Origin of the sequence: Aliiroseovarius crassostreae, from assembly GCF_049803815.1 — a bacterium.
In the GTDB taxonomy this organism is placed as follows: Bacteria; Pseudomonadota; Alphaproteobacteria; order Rhodobacterales; family Rhodobacteraceae; genus Aliiroseovarius; species Aliiroseovarius crassostreae_A.
Map to the genome: position 1 here is coordinate 72,712 of NZ_JBNAGI010000004.1, position 19,311 is coordinate 92,022.

General features: G+C 59.8%; 18 protein-coding genes and 1 pseudogene. 6 read left to right on the top strand and 13 right to left on the bottom strand.

The window, feature by feature from the left end; genetic code table 11:
- Window positions 1–91: 91 nt before the first annotated feature.
- The 6 genes from ACP15V_RS11925 to aat all read left to right on the top strand — a co-directional run bounded on the left by ACP15V_RS11925 (window position 92) and on the right by aat (window position 4,692).
- On the top strand, window positions 92–634 hold the full coding sequence (locus ACP15V_RS11925) for a LuxR C-terminal-related transcriptional regulator (RefSeq protein WP_424943925.1): 543 nt from the start codon (window positions 92–94) through the stop codon (window positions 632–634).
- A 57-nt stretch (window positions 635–691) separates the two neighbouring features.
- On the top strand, window positions 692–1,318 hold the full coding sequence (locus tag ACP15V_RS11930) for a TetR family transcriptional regulator C-terminal domain-containing protein (protein ID WP_424943926.1): 627 nt from the start codon (window positions 692–694) through the stop codon (window positions 1,316–1,318).
- 96 nt (window positions 1,319–1,414) lie between these two features.
- The gene (locus ACP15V_RS11935) at window positions 1,415–1,948 is read left to right on the top strand and encodes a hypothetical protein (RefSeq protein ID WP_424943927.1); all 534 of its coding nucleotides are present in this window, start codon (window positions 1,415–1,417) and stop codon (window positions 1,946–1,948) included.
- 230 nt (window positions 1,949–2,178) lie between these two features.
- Window positions 2,179–2,676 (top strand): acetyl-CoA carboxylase biotin carboxyl carrier protein, encoded by a 498-nt coding sequence (gene accB, locus ACP15V_RS11940; RefSeq protein ID WP_424943928.1) that lies wholly within the window; start codon window positions 2,179–2,181, stop codon window positions 2,674–2,676.
- 10 nt (window positions 2,677–2,686) lie between these two features.
- Complete coding sequence (accC, locus tag ACP15V_RS11945; protein WP_424943929.1) at window positions 2,687–4,039, top strand: acetyl-CoA carboxylase biotin carboxylase subunit; 1,353 nt, start codon at window positions 2,687–2,689, stop codon at window positions 4,037–4,039.
- A gap of 59 nt (window positions 4,040–4,098) precedes the next feature.
- Window positions 4,099–4,692 (top strand): leucyl/phenylalanyl-tRNA--protein transferase, encoded by a 594-nt coding sequence (gene aat / locus ACP15V_RS11950; RefSeq protein ID WP_424944137.1) that lies wholly within the window; start codon window positions 4,099–4,101, stop codon window positions 4,690–4,692.
- Here aat and ACP15V_RS11955 read toward each other — a convergent pair.
- The 13 genes and pseudogenes from ACP15V_RS11955 to ACP15V_RS12015 all read right to left on the bottom strand — a co-directional run bounded on the left by ACP15V_RS11955 (window position 4,656) and on the right by ACP15V_RS12015 (window position 19,190).
- Entirely contained in the window at window positions 4,656–5,015 is a 360-nt protein-coding gene (locus tag ACP15V_RS11955) for a DUF2155 domain-containing protein (RefSeq protein WP_424943930.1), read from the bottom strand. The genes aat and ACP15V_RS11955 overlap by 37 nt on opposite strands.
- Window positions 5,012–5,467, bottom strand: coding sequence for an outer membrane lipid asymmetry maintenance protein MlaD (mlaD, locus tag ACP15V_RS11960; RefSeq protein WP_424943931.1), 456 nt, complete (start codon window positions 5,465–5,467; stop codon window positions 5,012–5,014). The genes ACP15V_RS11955 and mlaD overlap by 4 nt, the downstream gene beginning before the upstream one ends.
- A gap of 35 nt (window positions 5,468–5,502) precedes the next feature.
- A complete protein-coding gene (locus ACP15V_RS11965) occupies window positions 5,503–5,877 on the bottom strand; it encodes an NADH:ubiquinone oxidoreductase subunit NDUFA12 (protein WP_424943932.1) in 375 nt (124 codons plus the stop codon).
- A 174-nt stretch (window positions 5,878–6,051) separates the two neighbouring features.
- Entirely contained in the window at window positions 6,052–7,320 is a 1,269-nt protein-coding gene (clpX, locus tag ACP15V_RS11970) for an ATP-dependent Clp protease ATP-binding subunit ClpX (protein WP_424943933.1), read from the bottom strand.
- 165 nt (window positions 7,321–7,485) lie between these two features.
- Window positions 7,486–8,112 (bottom strand): ATP-dependent Clp protease proteolytic subunit, encoded by a 627-nt coding sequence (locus tag ACP15V_RS11975; RefSeq protein WP_424943934.1) that lies wholly within the window; start codon window positions 8,110–8,112, stop codon window positions 7,486–7,488.
- Window positions 8,113–8,371: 259 nt separating this feature from the next.
- Window positions 8,372–9,223 (bottom strand): annotated as a pseudogene (locus tag ACP15V_RS11980) (ABC transporter permease); the annotation flags it as partial.
- Between the two features lie 5 nt (window positions 9,224–9,228).
- Window positions 9,229–10,500, bottom strand: coding sequence for an ABC transporter permease (locus ACP15V_RS11985; protein ID WP_424943935.1), 1,272 nt, complete (start codon window positions 10,498–10,500; stop codon window positions 9,229–9,231).
- Window positions 10,501–10,636: 136 nt separating this feature from the next.
- A complete protein-coding gene (locus ACP15V_RS11990) occupies window positions 10,637–11,743 on the bottom strand; it encodes an extracellular solute-binding protein (RefSeq protein ID WP_424943936.1) in 1,107 nt (368 codons plus the stop codon).
- A 117-nt stretch (window positions 11,744–11,860) separates the two neighbouring features.
- Window positions 11,861–12,961 (bottom strand): ABC transporter ATP-binding protein, encoded by a 1,101-nt coding sequence (locus ACP15V_RS11995; protein ID WP_424943937.1) that lies wholly within the window; start codon window positions 12,959–12,961, stop codon window positions 11,861–11,863.
- Window positions 12,962–13,351: 390 nt separating this feature from the next.
- A complete protein-coding gene (locus ACP15V_RS12000; RefSeq protein ID WP_424943938.1) occupies window positions 13,352–14,557 on the bottom strand; it encodes an aminopeptidase P family protein in 1,206 nt (401 codons plus the stop codon).
- Between the two features lie 256 nt (window positions 14,558–14,813).
- Complete coding sequence (locus ACP15V_RS12005) at window positions 14,814–16,064, bottom strand: efflux RND transporter periplasmic adaptor subunit (protein WP_424943939.1); 1,251 nt, start codon at window positions 16,062–16,064, stop codon at window positions 14,814–14,816.
- 5 nt (window positions 16,065–16,069) lie between these two features.
- Entirely contained in the window at window positions 16,070–18,427 is a 2,358-nt protein-coding gene (locus tag ACP15V_RS12010; RefSeq protein ID WP_424943940.1) for an ABC transporter permease, read from the bottom strand.
- Window positions 18,428–18,431: 4 nt separating this feature from the next.
- Window positions 18,432–19,190, bottom strand: coding sequence for an ABC transporter ATP-binding protein (locus tag ACP15V_RS12015; RefSeq protein WP_424943941.1), 759 nt, complete (start codon window positions 19,188–19,190; stop codon window positions 18,432–18,434).
- Window positions 19,191–19,311 lie beyond the last annotated feature (121 nt).

The following is a 19,311-nucleotide window of genomic DNA, read 5'->3' on the forward strand; positions in this document are numbered from 1 at the left end:
CCTCTCCTTTTTCCTGCGCCAAGTATTCTCGGTACCAATTCCCTGACGCAATCGGGTAGAAATACGGGTAAACCTCTGGCAGGATGCCCGAATGACGCAGATGGACATCGCATTCATGCACGCGCCCACCGGGCTTGCACTGACCGAAAACCGCATTGTGAAACGCTGCAATCTGCGCTTTGCAGAGATGTTCGGCGCCAAGGTCGATCTGTTCGAAAACATGCCGCTAGAACGATTGTACCCCTCTTTGCGCGATTACGAAAAGGTGGCACGTGTTGGCGGGGATATCCTAAGGGAAACAGGACGTTACGAGGATGAGCGCGTGATGCGCCGACTGGATGGCGATATGTTTTGGTGTCGCGTGCGTGGCACATCCCTGACCCCAGACGATCCGTTTAAACAGGGCGTCTGGAGTTTTGCCGACCTGTCATCTGAACGCCCGGTGGTGGAGCTGACCGCGCGCGAACGCGACGTGGCCATCCTGACCTGCCAGGGGCAAACTTCCAAGGAAATCGGCATCGCGCTGGGGCTCAGCTATCGCACGGTCGAGGCCCATCGCGCCCGGTTGTTGCAAAAATTTGGCGCCCGCAAGCTGCCTGAACTTGTTGCCAAATTCTCTGGCATGCCATTATAGCCGGGTTGCTCTGAGCAGCCGGTGGGATCCCCACATCCCGAACAGGAGATTTCAATAGTGACCTCGTATCCACAAACCCGCATTCAGAAACGAAATCGCGCCGCCATTCTGGATGCGGCGCTCGACGTCTTTTCCTTGCATGGGTTTCGCGGGGCCACATTGGATCAGATTGCCAAGGCGGCCGGGCTGTCAAAGCCCAACCTGCTTTACTATTTCCCCTCGAAGGAAACGGTCCACACCGCCCTGCTGTCGCAATTGATGGAAAGCTGGCTGGAACCGCTTGAAGCGTTGGACCCGGATGGGGAACCGGTGGACGAGATTGTCGCCTATGTGCTGCGCAAACTTGACATGGCGCGCGACCTGCCCCGCGAAAGCCGCCTGTTTGCCAATGAAATTGTACAGGGCGCACCGCGGATCATTGACCAGATCAAAGGCCCGCTGAAAATCCTGGTGGATGAGAAGGCCAAGGTGATATCCGGTTGGTCCGACGAAGGGCGATTGACCCGACTGGACCCGCATCACCTTATCTTTTCGATCTGGGCCACCACCCAGCATTACGCGGATTTTGATGCTCAGGTTCGTGGCATCCTGACCCCGGAAGGGGATGCACATTTTGAGGAGGCCGCCCAGTTTCTGGAACAGATGTATCGCGCGGCGCTCGCCCCCAATCCCGGTTTGCGTTAACCAATCCCTCATTTTTCTGGGGGTATTAACACTTTCCAAACCCTCGCACCCTAAAGTCGGGATCGGTGGGGGCTTCGTGAAAACGGAGCAAAACAAATGGATATCTCGGCTCCAAGTCCGATTAGTGCCCAGGCTACGGCTGCGGCCCACAACGCGCTACGCGAGCTACCGGATGCCACCAAAGTGGCACCCAGCACCAATGTCAGCAATACCCGTGCCGATCCGCATACGGCGAACGGGCATGGGAATGACGACCGATCGACAGAAGCGCGGCAGATCATTGCCAATCGCGAACGGGTGCGCGACCCATCTACCCAACCGGGCCCAACCCCGACATTTCAAATCACGCTTCTCGAAGTTGAACAGGATTTGATGAACATTCTGGCGCGAATCGAAGCCAGTCGCGCCAAAGATCGGGATGCCGAGGCCCTGAAGCCGCCCCCCTCTGATGATGTTTTGGAGGCTCAAGCGATGAGCATTGAAGAACAGGCCGTGCCGCCAGATCCTGCTCCATCCAGCGCCGACCTTCACGAGAGCACAGAGGCAGATGCCCACACCCCGGCCCAGATGAACGGGACGACACCCGTGTCCGACCCGGGTGACAGTGCCCATATGCATGAGGCCCCTTAAGGCAGAGCTCGCATTTCGGCGGTCATCGGACCTGACCTGCCACTTGCCCCGGTAACCCTGCGCCCCTCAGCCACCTTTGGGTGCAACAATCCTGCGCATGGGCCGTGATCCATCGCCAAAATTCACTTTTGGCAGGGTTCGCGCTTTTCTCCCCTTACGTCACGCTCTATATGTTACCAGATAGTGATGACCCGCCCCGAATGCGGGCACGGAAATTAAGGCGAGGACCCATGTCCAAGAAAACCCACGAAACCGATGTGGCCTTTATCGAAGCTCTGGCCAAGCTGCTTCAGGAAAATGACCTGACCGAGCTGGAAGTCATGCGCGATTTTGGCGAAAATGACAGCCTGAACGTGCGCGTGAGCCGCGCCAAAGAGGTTGTGGCGCAAATGGCCCCGGTGGCGGCCGCCCCCGCAGCGGCCCCTGCCCCGGTGGCCGCCGCTGCAGCTCCGGCAACCGAAGCCCCGGCCGCCAGCGACGATCCGGCCAGCCACCCGGGTGCTGTGCCCTCGCCAATGGTCGGCACCGCCTATCTGCAGCCCGAACCGGGCGCACCCTCTTTTGTCAGCGTCGGCGACACTGTGTCGGAAGGCCAGACCGTACTGATCGTGGAAGCCATGAAAACCATGAACCAGATCCCCGCCCCGCGTGCAGGCAAGGTCAAGCGGATCCTGGTCGAGGATGGTGCCCCGGTAGAATTCGGCGCCCCCCTCATGATCATCGAATAAGGGACGGATCATGGCCCAGTTCGATAAAATCCTCATCGCCAACCGCGGCGAGATTGCGCTTCGTGTCATCCGCGCCGCCCGCGAGATGGGCATCAAGACCGTGGCGGTGCATTCCACCGCGGACGCGGATGCGATGCATGTGCGCATGGCGGATGAAAGCGTGTGCATCGGCCCGCCGCCAGGCACCGACAGCTATCTTTCCATCCCGGCGATCATCGCCGCCTGCGAAATCACCGGCGCACAGGCCGTGCATCCGGGATATGGCTTCCTGTCGGAAAACGCCAATTTCGTGCAGGTTCTGGAAGATCACGAGATCACCTTCATCGGTCCTTCGGCGGCGCATATCCGCATGATGGGCGACAAGATCACCGCCAAGGAAACCGCGATCAAACTGGGCATTCCGGTTGTTCCGGGGTCGGATGGTGGCGTGCCGGACATCGAAACGGCCCGCAAGGTTGCGGCTGATATGGGCTATCCGGTGATCATCAAAGCCACTGCCGGTGGTGGTGGTCGCGGTATGAAAGTTGCCGAGACCGAGGCCGATATCGACATGGCCTTCTCGACCGCACGGTCCGAAGCCAAAAGCGCCTTTGGCAATGACGAGGTTTACATGGAGAAATACCTCCAGAAACCACGTCACATCGAAGTGCAGGTCTTTGGTGACGGGCAAGGCGGTGGGGTGCATCTGGCAGAACGCGATTGTTCGCTGCAACGCCGCCACCAGAAAGTGTTCGAAGAGGCCCCCGGCCCCTCGATCAGCCCGGAAGAGCGCGAAAGAATCGGGTCGATCTGCGCCAACGCCGTGGCTGAAATGAGCTATTCCGGCGCGGGCACCATCGAGTTTCTCTACGAAGATGGCGAGTTTTATTTCATCGAAATGAACACCCGCCTGCAAGTAGAACACCCGGTCACCGAGGGCATTTTCGGCGTCGACCTGGTGCGCGAACAGATCCTGGTGGCAGAGGGCAACAAACTGTCCTTCGCGCAGAAAGATCTGGTGGTGAACGGCCATGCGATTGAAGTGCGCCTGAACGCCGAACGCCTGCCCAACTTCACCCCAAGCCCGGGCAAGATCACCCAGTATCACGCTCCGGGCGGTCTGGGTGTGCGGATGGATTCGGCCCTTTATGATGGCTATTCGATCCCGCCCTATTACGACAGCCTGATTGGCAAGCTGATCGTGCATGGGCGTGACCGGGACGAGGCGCTGGCGCGTCTGAGCCGTGCGTTGGGCGAATTGATCATCGACGGGATCGACACCACCGTGCCGCTGTTCCACGCGCTGTTGGAAGAGGCAGACATTCATTCCGGGGATTACAATATCCACTGGCTCGAGCGCTGGCTCGACGAAAACATGGGGTAAGGGCCTTGGCCCTTCCCCCCCCGCCCCTCACTGCAAATTTGCTTTTGCGCGCCTATGCAATGGGCGTGTTTCCGATGGCTGAGGGGCGCGATGACCCGGAAATTTTCTGGGTCGACCCAAAAGAGCGTGGTGTGTTTCCGCTGAACGCCTTTCACATCTCGCGCTCGCTGGCGCGGACCATCCGCACCGCCCCCTTCCGCATCACTCTGAACAAGGATTTCCCCGGCGTGGTCCGCGGCTGCGCGGATCGCAATGAGACCTGGATCAACGACCAGATCTTCGACCTCTACTGCGAGTTGCACCAGATGGGGCACGCCCATTCGCTTGAAATCTGGGAGGAAGATTTGTTGGTCGGTGGCGTCTATGGTGTGACTTTGGGCGCAGCCTTTTTCGGCGAAAGCATGTTCTCCCGTCGCCGGGATGCGTCAAAGATTGCCCTGTCCTACCTGACCAAACATCTGGAAAACTGCGGCTTTCTGCTGTTCGACACGCAGTTTATCACCCCGCATCTCGCCAGCCTTGGCGCAGAGGAAATTACGCGCAGTGAATATCATCAACGCCTGACGGAAGCGATCCAGAAACCCGCGGATTTGGCGTCACAACCTCTGCCCGACGCTTATTCTGTGCTGCAGCGCAAGACCCAGACATCATAACGCTGATGGTCCAGCCCGTTCAGCGCAGGAGAGGAGGCCACCATCCAGCCCTCAAAGGTGGTTTGTTCGGCATTGCCGTCCCGGATCACCAACCAGGCAAAAGCATCCCCTGACGGGTTGTCAGTGGGGTAGCGACATTCACCAAGGGTGATCTGCAACTTGCCCAGAAGAATGGTTTCTCCGGCTGCAAGAGACAGGTCTTGGTAGCTGCCTGAAACCTTGTCCAACCCGCGCAGCAATGCGCCCGGCGCCTTGGCCGTTTGGGCCGAGACAGCAACCGGGGCCAGCAAGGCACCAGCGAGGGCAAGCGCGCGCAGGATCACTTTTGATCTCCGCCGTCCGAGACGAACTTCATCAGAAGTTGCACCAAGCTCACGGAACCTTGCGTGTCTTCGATCTCGGCTCCGGGGTCGAGGTTGAAGGGGGATCCGCCGGGCAAAAGCTCAACGTAGGACCCACCTAGCAACCCTTCTGAAGAAATGATCACCGATGTGTCTTCCGGCAAGGTCACATCCGAGTTCACGGAAAAGGCGGCATCTGCGCGGAAGGTTTCAGGGTTCAGGGTGATCCCGGTCACCTGCCCGACCTTCACGCCGGCCAGGCGCACATCTGTGCCCACCGAGATCCCATCCGCAGTGCGGAACGAAGCGGAATAACTGTCGAGCCCGCCACTGCCGGAAATCCCGACAATCTGGCCTGCGTAGATCAAAAAGGCAGCGGCGGCTGCCAGAACGACGCCGCCGGTGATGACTTCGGTGGTGTGGGATTGGCTCATGTCGCCCCCGTTTCAACTCAATAAGATTGGAGTGATCACTCCGGCTGCCAAGCCTCGTAATCACGACGCTCTGCCGGTTGTGCCTGACGCAGCGACCCTGCGGGCGCATAGGCCAGCGCAGTGCCGGTCATATTGTCCTGGTGCGGCTTTTCCCAGGATTTGCGATCCAGCGGGGCCTCGGTCGGACAATTGTCAAACGTGTGGTGCAGCCAGCCATGCCATTCCGGGCTGACGCGGCTTGCTTCCGGTTCACCCTTGTAAATAACCCAGCGGCGGCTGTCATCTTTGTTGCGGTAAAAGACATTCCCCTGCGCGTCTTCGCCAACCTTGACGCCTTTGCGCCAGGTGAACAGACGGGTGCCGATGGTTTCGCCGTGGTACCAGGTCAGAAGGGACAGGATGAACCGCATGTCAATCTCCGTTTTGTCTGTCTTTCATATGGCGCAAGCGCGCGCTAAGGTCCAGTGCTTTGCACCCAAATCCCCGCCGATCGGCCATTTTCCGAAGCATTTGCGCCGCAAATGAAAAAAGCCGCTGGTTCCAGCGGCTTTCTCTAACAGTTTCATGGCGAACGGTGCGATCGGTCAGCTGGCCGAAGCGCCTTCTTTTTCGCCTTCGGCATAGATGATCAGCGGTTTGGCGTCGGCATTCACAGCCTCTTCATTCACCACAACTTCATCCACGTTTTCCAATGCTGGCAGGTCAAACATTGTGTCGAGCAGGATATCTTCCATGATCGAGCGCAGACCACGCGCGCCGGTTTTGCGTTCAATGGCACGTTTGGCGATCGCCATCAGTGCGTCTTCGGTGAAGGTCAGCTGCGCCTCTTCCAGTTCAAACAGGCGTTGATACTGTTTCACCAGGGCGTTTTTCGGCGCGGTCAGAATGGTAACCAGCGCGTCAGCGTCCAGATCTTCCAGTGTCGCGATCACCGGCAGACGACCGACGAACTCGGGAATCAGGCCGAACTTCAACAGGTCCTCCGGCTCCAACTCCTGGAAGATTTCGCCAACACCACGATCATCATCATCTTTGACCTCAGCGCCAAACCCGATGGCCGAGCCCTTGCCGCGTTGTGCGATGATCCGGTCCAGACCGGCAAAGGCACCGCCGCAGATAAAGAGGATATTGGTGGTGTCCACCTGCAGGAATTCCTGCTGCGGATGCTTGCGCCCGCCCTGCGGCGGAACCGACGCCACGGTGCCTTCCATGATCTTCAAAAGCGCCTGCTGCACCCCTTCGCCCGACACGTCGCGGGTGATAGAGGGGTTGTCCGATTTGCGGGTGATCTTGTCGACTTCGTCAATATAGACAATGCCGCGTTGCGCGCGTTCCACGTTATATTCGGAGGCCTGCAACAGTTTGAGAATGATGTTTTCCACATCCTCGCCCACGTAACCGGCTTCGGTCAGCGTGGTGGCGTCCGCCATGGTGAAGGGCACATCCAAAATACGCGCAAGGGTCTGAGCCAGAAGGGTTTTACCGCAACCGGTCGGACCGATCAGCAGGATGTTCGATTTAGCCAACTCGATATCGTCACCCGATTTCGCGGCATGGTTCAGTCGTTTGTAATGGTTGTGCACGGCCACAGACAGAACCCGTTTTGCGTGGCCCTGCCCAATCACATAGTCATCCAGAACACCGCAGATTTCCTGCGGGGTGGGCACCCCATCAGAGGCCTTCAGCCCCGCTGATTTGGTTTCCTCGCGGATGATATCCATGCACAGCTCGACACATTCGTCGCAGATGAACACAGTGGGGCCCGCGATCAGCTTGCGCACCTCATGCTGGCTCTTTCCGCAGAACGAGCAGTAGAGGGTGTTTTTGCTGTCACCGGAGGAATTGTTCGCCATCTTGTCTTCCCTGGGTCAATGCCCGAAACCTGAAATGCCCGTGAGGGCCGGAATTGCCCCCTGTCGCCTTAGCTTAGGACAGGGGCCGGTTGGGCACAATGCGATTTTCAATCGCGCCCGGAAACCGAACGTGGGAACAGCCCTCAGGCTGCTCCCAATGCGTGTTTACTCGTCATCCATCTTGGCGCGGTTTTCGACAATCTCGTCGATATGGCCCCAGTCTTTCGCTTCTTCCGGTGACATGAAATTATCCCGCTCCAGCGCTTTTTCGACAGTCTTGAGCGTATTGCCGGTGTGTTTCACATAGATCTGGTGCAGCGTGTCCTTGACCTTTTGGGTCTCAGCCGCGTGGATCATGATGTCAGTTGCCTGGCCCTGAAAGCCGCCCGACGGCTGGTGTACCATGATACGCGAATGGGGCAGCGAGAACCGCATCCCTTTTTCACCAGCGACCGACAGAACCGACCCCATCGACGCCGCCTGGCCGATCACCAGGGTCGAGACCTTCGGTTTGATATACTGCATCGTGTCGTAGATCGACAGGCCCGAGGTCACCACGCCGCCCGGCGAGTTGATATACATCGAGATTTCTTTTTTCGGGTTCTCCGCCTCGAGGTGCAGAAGCTGCGCCACGATCAGGCTCGACATGCCGTCATGCACCGGCCCGTTCACAAACACGATCCGTTCTTTCAGAAGGCGCGAGAAAATATCATAGGCCCGTTCGCCGCGCGAGGTTTGCTCTACAACCATGGGAACGAGGGTATTGTTGAATTGATCAATAGGGTCGTGCATTCTGCCTGCTTTCATGTTCACGCGTAAGGGCCCGTTCTGGACCAGCCTAGGGGAAGACTAGTGTCGGTCACGGGGGGCTGCAAGGGGGGTCGGAAGCTTGAGTTGGGATCGGTGTCGGGCCATGGGGGGAGCCTTGCCGGAAAAGCGTTAACAAATCCCTTCCAGCACGGCGTTTCACCCCCGGTTATGCTAAAATGCCACAAAAAACGGCGCCCCGGATCAGGACGCCGTTTTTATGTTTTCCAACATGCCGTTTGGATCACCCCGGCGACATGCCCCGCAGGCGTTCCGAGCGGCGGCGCAGCAGCTCGACCGTGGTCAACAGCGCAATTGAGATCACCACAAGGATGGTCGCCACGGCGAGGATGGTCGGCGAGATCTGTTCGCGCAGGCCCAGGAACATCTGCCACGGCAGGGTTTTTTGACCGGCGGAGCCGACAAACAGCACCACAACCACTTCGTCAAACGAGGTGATAAAGGCGAAGAGTGCGCCCGAAATCACCCCGGGCAAGATCAGCGGCATCTGCACCCGGAAAAAGGTTGTCACCGGATCCGCCCCCATATTGGCCGCAGCCCGGGTCAGCGAGCGATCAAAGCCCACCAAGGTTGCCGTGACCGTGATGATCACAAACGGGATCCCCAGCGCGGCGTGGGCCAGAACCACCCCCCAGTAAGACCCTTGCAGGCCCAGACGCGAGTAGAAGAAATACATGCCCGCGGCCGAGATGATCAGCGGCACAATCATCGGCGAAATCAGGATCGCCATGATCGCGCGGCGATACGGCACATGCGGTTGGCTGAGGCCAATGGCCGCCAGCGTGCCAAAGCCCACGGAGAGCAGCGTCGCCACAGGCGCGATCCGCACCGAGTTCCACAGCGACGACTGCCATTCTGAATTCGAGAAGAAGTCGCGATAGTGTTTCAGCGAATACCCTTCCGGATCAAGGCGCAGCATTTCCGGCGTGAAGGTGAAGAAATCCTGTGCGTTAAAGCTCAGCGGGATCACCACCACAATCGGTGCGATGAGGAAGAAGAAGATCAGACCGCAGATCAACCGGAACGTATAGTACCAGATCCGTTGGCCGGTGGAGGCATAAGGAGGAAGTCCCATAGTAATTATCCCAGTTTCACGTTGTCGATGCCCACGATCTTGTCATAGGCCCAGTAGAGGACCAGCACGACCGCGAGGAGAATGGCGCCCAGTGCCGCCGCCAGACCCCAGTTCAGTGAGGTCGAGATGTGGTAGGCAATCTGGTTCGAAATGAAGGTGCCTTTGGTGCCCCCCACCAAGGCCGGCGTGATGTAGTAGCCGATGGCGAGGATAAAGACGAGGATCGAACCTGCGCCAATGCCCGGCACGGTCTGCGGAAAGTAAACCCGCCAGAACGCGGTCCAATCCGTGGCACCCAAAGATTTTGCCGCGCGCAGATAGCTCGGCGGGATGGTCTGCATCACCGAGTACATCGGCAAGATCATGAAGGGCAGCAGAATGTGGGTCATCGCAATGATCGTCCCGATCTGGTTGTTGATGATCACAAGCCGCGCGTCATCCGCCACGATCCCGATCCAGACCAGGATATCGTTGATCACGCCTTGTTGCTGCAGCAGGATTTTCCAGGCCGAGGTGCGCACCAGAAGCGAGGTCCAGAAGGGCAGAAGCACCAGGATCATCAACAGGTTTGATATCCGCATCGGCAGGTTGGCCAGAATCCAGGCCACCGGATAGGCCAGCAAAATACAGCTGAAAGTGATCAGAAGAGACATCCAAAGCGTCCGCTTCAGAAGCTTCATGTAGATCTGTTCATCTTCCGGACGGGCCTCTGCCCCGTCCACGCCAACACGCATATCCACCGCGTTGAGGAAGTACCCCTGTGTCACCCGCGGCGAATAGGTCTGGATCGTGCGCCAGGTGCCCACATCGCCCCAGGCCTTGTTCATATCGATCAGCTGCTCTTTCCAGGGCCCGCCATTTTCAATGTCAAACTTCTTGGCTTTGCGGCCCGCCTTACGAAACGCCGAGGCAATGCCCGGGTTTTCATAGTTCAGACGTGTCCCGACCTTGGTGTGGGTCTTCGCTGCGGCCGCCTCTTTCAAATCCGCGGCCATCGCGGCATAAACCGGCTCATCCGGCAGCTCGCCCGACGTGGCGTCCCAGTCCTGAATGGCAACCACGGTGCGCGGCAGCGTATCGGCCACCACGTCGTTTTTCACGGAACGATAGAGCATATCGCCCACCGGCAGGATGAAGCTGACCAGAATAAAAATCAGAAGCGGTGCAATCAGCATCAAAGCGCGCATTTTTTGTCGCCGGAGTGCCCGCGCTAAGCTTCGCTTGAGGGGGGTCCCGTCTGCGGCCAGAACCGGGCCGGTATCCGTCATATCGCTCATATCATCCCTGTTGGCTTATGCCATTTTGTTTTGGTTGCAGCTTGTCGAAAGTGACTAACGAAAGGCGTGAAAGGTAATGAAAATAAGGGGATGGAGGGGCCGCTGAATACGGCGCGGCCCTCTCCGAATGCTGGAATTACTTGGCCAGCCAGGCTTCGAACTTCGCGTTCAGATCATCGCGGTTGTCTGCCCACCATTCGTAGTCATAGACGTGAATGTTGCCCGAGTTGTCCGGGTCGGTCGGCATGTGCGGCGCCATGTCGATGCCCAGTTCAGCGTGCTTACCAACCAGCGGGGCCGATGATTTACGGGCCGGACCATACGAGATGTAGGCGGCCTGATCGGCCAGACGCTGGGTGTCGGTGGCAAACTTCAGGAAGTCCAGCGCACGGGCTTTGCGGTCTGCCGGCAGGTTGGCAGGCAGGATCCAACCGTCAAGGTCAAACGACTGCATGTCCCACAGCATCCCGATCGGCTGGTTCTGTTCTGCAATGGCCGAGAACAGACGACCGTTGAAGGTCGACCCGAACACAACTTCGCCATCGGCCAGCAGCTGCGGGGTTTCCGCACCGGCGGTCCACCAGACCACGTCCGACTTGATCGTGTCGAGCTTGGCAAAGGCGCGGTCTACACCTTCGTCCGTGCCCAGAACGTCATAGATTTCGTCCTTGGCAACGCCGTCGCAATACAGCGCCCATTCCATGTTGTCGATCGGACGCTTTTGCAGCGAACGCTTGCCCGGATAGGTGGCGGTGTCAAAGATTGCACAGACGTCAGTCGGCGGGGTGTCCCCCACCATGTCGGTGCGATAGCCGAAAGTGGTCGAGTACACGATCTGCGGCACAAAGCAATCCGACACGATCAGCTCGCCGAAATCGTCGGTGGCCGGGGTGCCATCGGGGGCAGCCGCCAGAACGGCATTGTGATCCAGTTCTTCGGCCAGACCTTCGTCACACAGGCGCATCGAATCCGAGGCAACCGCATCCACCAGATCCCAGGTCACATTGCCAGCTTCATCCATGGCGCGCAGCTTGGCCACGGCTTCGGCCGAGCTGGAATCCCAGGTCACGGTCACGCCGGGATTGGCGGCCAGATAGGGTTCAACATAGGCCTTTTGCTGGCTGTCCTGATAGGCACCGCCCCAGGATACCAGTGTCAGCTCGTTCGACATTTCTGCGGAGTTTGCAACACCTGCGGCGACCGTCAGTGCCGTGGTGGCTGCAAGGAACTTAGCAACTTTCATATTATTCTCCCTGTTACATTCCCGTTGATTTTCGTGGGGGGCCAGCAGACGGGCGGCATGCATGGCCCCGAACTGTTGCACCCGGGGCCTTTCTGGCCCCGAGGCAGCAAAGGCAAATTATGCGTCCAGCGCGCGGCAATCCTGCGGCAGCCAGCCGATCTCGATCTGCTGGCCTGGGACCAGACGCTCCACGTCAGGGGCGTTGCGGGTTTTGATAATAAACTCATCATTCCCGGCCACGCGCAGACGGGTGCGGAAGATGTCACCCATATAGATGAATTCCAGCACTTCGGCCTTCAGCGTATGGGCGCCCTCCTGCAGGCGTTCTTTATTGTATTCAACACGTTCCGGGCGGATCGACACGGTGGTGCGGTCCCCCACTTTCGACACGTTGATCGGGGTGGCATCCAGCTCTTCCCCGTCATCCAGGCGCACCACGCAGGTGTCGCCGGAGATCTCGGTCACGACACCTTCCAACGTGTTGTTTTCCCCGATGAATTGCGCGACAAAGCTGTTTTGCGGCTTTTCGTAAAGCTCGTCCGGCGGGGCAAGCTGCTGAATGCGGCCATCGTCAAACACGGCGACATTGTCCGACATGGTCAGCGCCTCGGTCTGGTCGTGGGTCACGTAGACGGTGGTGATGCCCAGGCTGTGCGCCAGATGGGTGATTTCAAACTGCATCTTTTCGCGCAGCTGCTTGTCAAGCGCGCCCAGCGGTTCATCCATCAGAACCAGTTCGGGTTCAAACACCAGCGCTCGGGCCAGGGCCACACGCTGTTGTTGACCACCAGAGAGCTGGGCCGGACGACGCCCCCCAAAATCGCCCATCTCCACCATGTCCAACGCACGTTTGACCTTGGCCTCGCGTTCAGACTTGCCCATTTTGCGCACTTCCAGTGGAAAGGACAGGTTTTCGGCGATGGTCATATGCGGGAACAGGGCATAGTTCTGAAACACCATGCCAATGCCGCGCTTATGCGGCGGGATGTTGTTGATCGGCTTGCCATCCAGAAGAATGTCGCCATGGGTCGCGGTTTCAAACCCGGCCAGCATCATCAGACATGTGGTCTTGCCCGACCCGGACGGCCCAAGCATGGTCAGAAACTCGCCCTTGCCCACCGACAGGTTGAGGTCTTTCACAACCAGATTAACGCCATCATAGCTTTTTTGAACACGATCAAAGACGACGAAACCGTCGTTCGCAGCAGTATCGGTCAAGTGACCCCCCTGTACCCTGTGCGGGCTCTCTGTTGCAGCGCCTGTACTTGCATCACAGGCATCATTTTTATCGGCTTTCCGGGTGCGTTCTTAGCTGCCCTTAGGTCTGCCTTTTGGTTCGTATCCCAAAGCCAACACGAAGCAGCGGCGGATTGCAACAGGAAAGCGACATTTTTTGTCCATTAACGACAAGGTGTTGGGAGAGATTGGATCCGATACTGGTATTCCGTAGCACACCATCAACCCCTTGTTGCACACTGACCTTATCGCTGGCCCCACGACATTTTTTATCGAATCTGCCCGAAAAACGATGTTTTTCATCCGCAATCGAGATTAAAAACGCGTGTCGCAGGACCAGCCGTTCATTCAATCCGGTTTACGCACAGACAATTACGCACAAACAATGTTGTGTTCCGGTCCGTATGGAAAACCGGTGATGTTCTCGGCATGCGTCTCTTCCACAACCAGGATATCGTGTTCGCGGTATCCCCCGGCCCCGGGGGTGCCCTCCGGCAGGAACAACATCGGTTCCATCGACACCACCATGCCGGGTTCCAGCACCGTGTCGATATCTTCACGCAGTTCCAGCCCCGCTTCCCGCCCATAGTAATGCGACAGCACACCAAACGAATGACCATAGCCGAACGAGCGGTATTGAAGCAGGTTCTCAGCCTCAAAAAACTTGTTGATTTCCGCGGTGATGCCAGAACAGGTCGCGCCCGGTTTGATCAGGCTTAGGCCCAGCTCATGCGCGGCGACATTCGCCTCCCAGATCCGCAGGCTTTCCTTGTCGGGGTCACCGATAAAGAGGGTGCGCTCCAGCGCCGTATAATAGCCCGAGATCATCGGGAAAGTGTTCAGCGACAGGATGTCACCGGCTTTCAGTTCGCGCGTGGTGACCGGATTATGCGCGCCATCGGTGTTGATGCCGGATTGAAACCAGACCCAGCTGTCGCGGATCTCGCTGTTCGGGTGCGCGCGGGCAATTTCCTCTTCCATCGCATCGCGCCCGGCCATGGCGATGTCGATCTCGCGGGCGCCCACACGAATCGCATCGCGAATCGCCGCCCCGCCGATATCTGCCACCCGGGCCCCTTCCTTGATCAGCGCGATTTCTTCGGCGGATTTGATCATGCGCGCCTGCATCGTGTCACCGGCAATGTCCACAAACTCGGCGCCCAGGAACGCGTCGGCCAGCGCACGTTGCGCGAGCGTCAGGTGATCGCCCTCAATGCCCACATGTGTCGCCCCCCCGGCCACATCACGCACCGCACGCCAGTAATTGTTCCGCTCCCAGTCGGTGTAGATCACATTGTCGCCAAAGCTGCGCCGCCACGGCTGCCCCGCATCGATATTGGCGCTGATGGTGGTGCAGCGATCCGCGGTCACCACGCAGCCATAAGGGCGGCCAAACGCGCAGTACAGGAAGCCAGAATAATAGGCGATATTGTGCATTGAGGTGAACAGAACCGCCTCCAGCCCCTTCGCCGCCATGATCGCACGCAGCTGGGTCAGGCGGCGTTCATACTCGGCATTCGAGAAGGGCAGCGGGGCCTTTTCGCCATTTTCACAAACAAAGAATTGAGGACGTTGCATAAGCATCTCCATGTCCGAGGCCGGGAGGGACTTTGGGATGGTCATGCCCGGCCAATCAATGCCCCGGCGTTCAGGACAGTTGATCTCCGGTCCGGTTCACCGCGCAAATCCCTTCGGGATCCGACCCGTATTCTGGGCCTGCCCAGAGGTCTTGGCCTGCCCAGCGGATGTGGCGGTGTCCGGTGCAGCGACGCCATCGCTGCGGATGAGGCGACCTTGGCTGATTCTGGGACGCCCTGTCAATTCCGTTCGATGGTCAGTTTGCGACCTCCGCCGCCAGGCTGGCGCGGTCCACGATCAACACGCCATCTGCAATCCGGTCGCCCGGATGGGTGATCACCCTGTCGCCCGGCGCCAGACCGTCGGTCACCTCGGCAAAGCGTTCGTTGCGGTGGTCAATCTCGACATGGCGCAGCCCGGCGTGATCGGCGGTCACGACATAGACCGCCCAGCGGCCCCCGTCGCGAAAGAGCGCCGAGACCGGCACGCGCAGCACGTCCTCGCCACGCCATTCCACGATTCGCAGATAGGTGCGAAACCCGTGGCCCAGCGCGCTGCGGGCCTCTTTCGGGCTGTCAAATTCAAGCAGCACCTTTACCCGCTGTTCTTCGATGCCCAGCGCGGAAAGCTTGGTAAAGCCCACGGGTTCAACCACGCGCAGATGGGCAGCCAGATCCCCTGCCCCGCCCCAACGTTCCACATAGGCGGGCGCGCCGGGAGAAAGGCGCACGGCGTCTGATGACAGAAGATCGGCGACAATCTCCAGATCATTGGTTTCGCCAATGGACAGGATCGAGGCCCCCGCCTGCACCATGCGCGCGCTTTCATGGGCGACGTTCAACACGGTGCCCGACACGGGCGCGATCAGATCCACACAACAGGCCGGGTTTTCAACCTCCGCCCCACGCGTGACCGGTTCGATCAAGGTGGCCCGCTGTGCCGTCAGCTCGCCTTGGCGCATGTCGTAACTCGCATGAGCGGCGTCCAGCTTGGCGGCGGCCAGATCCACGCCGAGCTCGGCCTCGTCCAGCTGCGCCTGCGGCACGGTCCCGCGCGCATGAAGGTCGACAAGGCGGCTCAGGTTGACCTGGGCGTGGCCAAGATCCGCTTCGGCCATGGCGATCTGGGACTGGGCCAGCGACAGGGCTGCTTCGGCCTGGGCCACGGCGGCCTCGGCCTGGGCGCGGGCGCGATCATCCAGGAACCCGGGGGCGCCGGGGGCAATCCGCCCCACAATGGTTTCCCCGGCCACCACGGTGTCCCCCACCGCAACCGGGCTGCGCGCCAGTTGCCCGGTGACCGGTGCCGACAGGTCATAAATGTCACGGATCCGGGTCTGCCCTTCGGCGTTGATCGTGACCTCAAGCGGGCCGCGCGTGACCTCAGCCAAATCGACCGGCACTGGCACCGGGCGTTGGGTGAACCAGATCGCGACGGCCAGCGCCGCCACGGCCAATCCGCCCCAGACCACTTTGCGCAGACCTTTGTTCCTTTGCTGTCCAGACATGCTGGTCACTCCCTTGTTTTCATGACGGCGACAAGATCCATCCGACCGATCCGGCGCCAGACAATGGCCGCGGACGCTGCTGAGGCCACCCCCACCACCCAGGCCGCGCGGGCATAGGTGGTGCGGGTGATCTGGTTGGGGACGGCGTAAAGATCGCTTTCAAATCCTGCAACCATACCCGAGGCCAGCCCGTAGCCCATCCCCAATCCGATCGGGATCGCGATCAGGGTCAGCAGGGCCAACTCGCCCAGCAACACATAACTCACCTCGCCTTTGGTGAAGCCAAGGATGCGCAGGCTGGCCAGTTCGCGGGCGCGTTCCGACAGCTGGATCCGGGCCGAGTTATAGACCACGCCAATCGCGATCAGCGCCGCCATGAGGGAATTGATCGTGGTCATCATCCCGGCGTTTTGCCCAATCGTGTCATTGAAACTGTCGCGAATGGCGGACATTTCCACCACGCCGGACACCGCGGGCAATCGTTTGACCAGCGCGAACAGCTCGTCCGACCGGGCGGGGTCGACCAGCAGGTTCACCTGGTTCACCCGCGGCGCCAGCCCGGTCAGCCGGGCAAGCGTGTCGGGCGTGACATAGGCCCCCATGCCAAAGCTCTGCGCCGCATAGCCCACAACCGGCAGCACATGGGTGCCTTCGCCCAGGGTGGGAAACGTGATCGTGACCATTTGGCCTAGTGAGAGGTCCAATTGGCGGGCCAGACGGCGGGTCAGCACCACACCGCTGCCCGGCGAAATCGGGTGATCCTGTTCCGACAAAAGGTGGGTCAGGTCCGCGCCCGCTTCGCGCGCCTCCAGCGCGGTGCGTTTGCTGAACTGACCATTGCGCAGCCGAACAGGCATCGCCCAGACCGCTTCACTGGCCATGACACCCGGCAGATGATCCACATCGTCGATCACACTTGCAGGACGTTCCGAGGCAAAGCTGAGCACCGCATCCTGCCGGTTGAGCTGCACGAAAGCCTTGTCCATCAACGCGTCCATCGCGTCGAACATGAACATCGCGGCCACCATGACCGCGGCGGATGTGGCGATGCCCAGCGTGGTCAGCGCCGCGCGGATCGGCCAGCGCGACAGCGAGCGCCAGATCATCATGCTGGTTTGGCGCAACCGCATCAGGTGGATCATCCGGTCCATCCAGCCTGCGCGATAACGGGTCGGCGCGGGGGGGGCCATCGCCACGGCCGGCGTCAGCCCGACCGCCTTGCGCACCGCGAACACCGCCCCCAGCATGGCCGCCGCCAACCCCGCCAGCGCCGACAGCGCATAAACCGAGGGGTATGGCACGTAGACCAGATAGGGAAAGTGGAAGAATTGCGCATAAAGCACCGCGATGCCGCGCCCGGCCCACAGGCCAAAGCCCCAGCCCAGCGCCACCCCGACCGCGCCGATCACAAGCGACATCTTGATGTAATGCCAAGCGATCTCTGGTCTATGATAGCCCAGCGCCATCAACAACCCGATCTGTTCGCGTTCCAGCGCAATCAGCCGCCCCAGCACCATGTTCACCAGAAAGGCCGAAATGATCAGGAAGATCGGCGGCACCACCTTGATCATGCTGGACAATTGCGTGAGTTCGGCATCCAGGAACGTGTTGGATTGCTGGTCCTTGCGCAGATAGGCCCCGGTGCCACCGTAAGGCGCAAGGATCAGGTCAAGCTGGCGGATGATCTCGTTCTGGTCCCCGGTCCGTTCCACCACCAGGCTGATATCATTGAACGCCCCGGTCAGGTTGAAGGCCGAGGCAAGCGCATCTTCCCCCATCCAGATCACACCAAACCGGCGGTCATCGGGCATGATCGATCCGGGGCCAATGGTGTAGATAAACTCGGGGCTGAGCGCGGTGCCCACGAGGGTCAGCGCCCTGAGCTGGCCATTGATCACCGCGTGAAACCGGTCGCCCACAGCAAACCCATTTGCCTTGGCGAAACTGTCATTCACCACCACCGCATCCGTCTGGGTCTGTTCGGGGAAGGCCCCGCTGGTCAGGCTGGGGCGATTAAGCCGCGCGCCTTCGGTGGGCCAGGACAAAAGCTGGCCCATGGCCGGGGCGGTCATGCCATCAATGTCCAGAATGGCGTGGCGGCTGATCCGGGTTTCGGCCCGCGCCACACCGTCGATCGCTTCGATCCGGCCCAACAGGTCCTTCGGGGCGCGGGTGACCGTGGCAAAGATCTGGGCAAAACTGTTGCGTTCGTAAAATGTATCGCGCGTCTCGCGCAGCGACCGTTCGGCCCCCGCCATCATCACCATGATCGCAACGCCCACCCCAAGCACCATCGCAATCGCCAGGCTTTGCGACCATAACCGCGCGAGATCTCGCAGGAGTTTTCGATCCAGCGCCTGCATCACATCACCATTCGATCTCGGCTGGGGATATGCGGTGCGCGTTGGTCTGCACCTCGCTGATCGTGCCATCAGCAAACCGAATGACCCGATGCGCCATCGCCTGAATGCCCGCGTTGTGGGTGATCACGATGGTCGAGGTGCCAAGCTCGCGGTTGACACTTTCCAAGGCCTCAAGCACCTGCACCCCGGTTTTGCTGTCGAGCGCGCCGGTGGGTTCGTCACACAACAGCACCTCGGGGCGTTTGGCAATGGCGCGCGCAATGGCCACGCGTTGCTGCTCGCCCCCGGACATTTCCGCCGGAAAGTGATCCATCCGATGCGACAGCCCCGCACGGTCCAGCGCCTCTTCCGGCGACATGGGATCATCGGCAATTTCCGTGACCAGCGCCACGTTTTCGCGTGCGGTCAACGAAGGCACAATATTGTAGAACTGAAAAACAAACCCCACATGGTCGCGGCGATACCGGGTCAGCGCCCGGTCGGACATCTGGGTCAGATCCATGTCGCGAAACCACACCCGCCCCGAGGTGGCCGTGTCCAGCCCGCCCAGAATATTCAGAAGCGTGGATTTGCCGGATCCGGACGCGCCCAGAAGAACCGTAAACTCGCCCGCATAAAGGGATGCATCCACCCCGCGCAGCGCGTGTACCTCCACCTCGCCCGTGCGATAGACCTTGGTCACGCCTTCGGTACGAAAGACCGGCGCGCGCCCACCTTGCAGGGGGGCCGGTTCATGTGAAGGTTTCAAATGGCTGTCTGTCATAGCGGGCACCCCCTTTGCGGCACCTGTTCTACCATGTGGTGCAAAGCCACGCGGTTACAAGCCCTTATAGGGCAATCTGCCACAGCAAATCGTCGCAGCAAATCATCGCGGCGTTCATGGG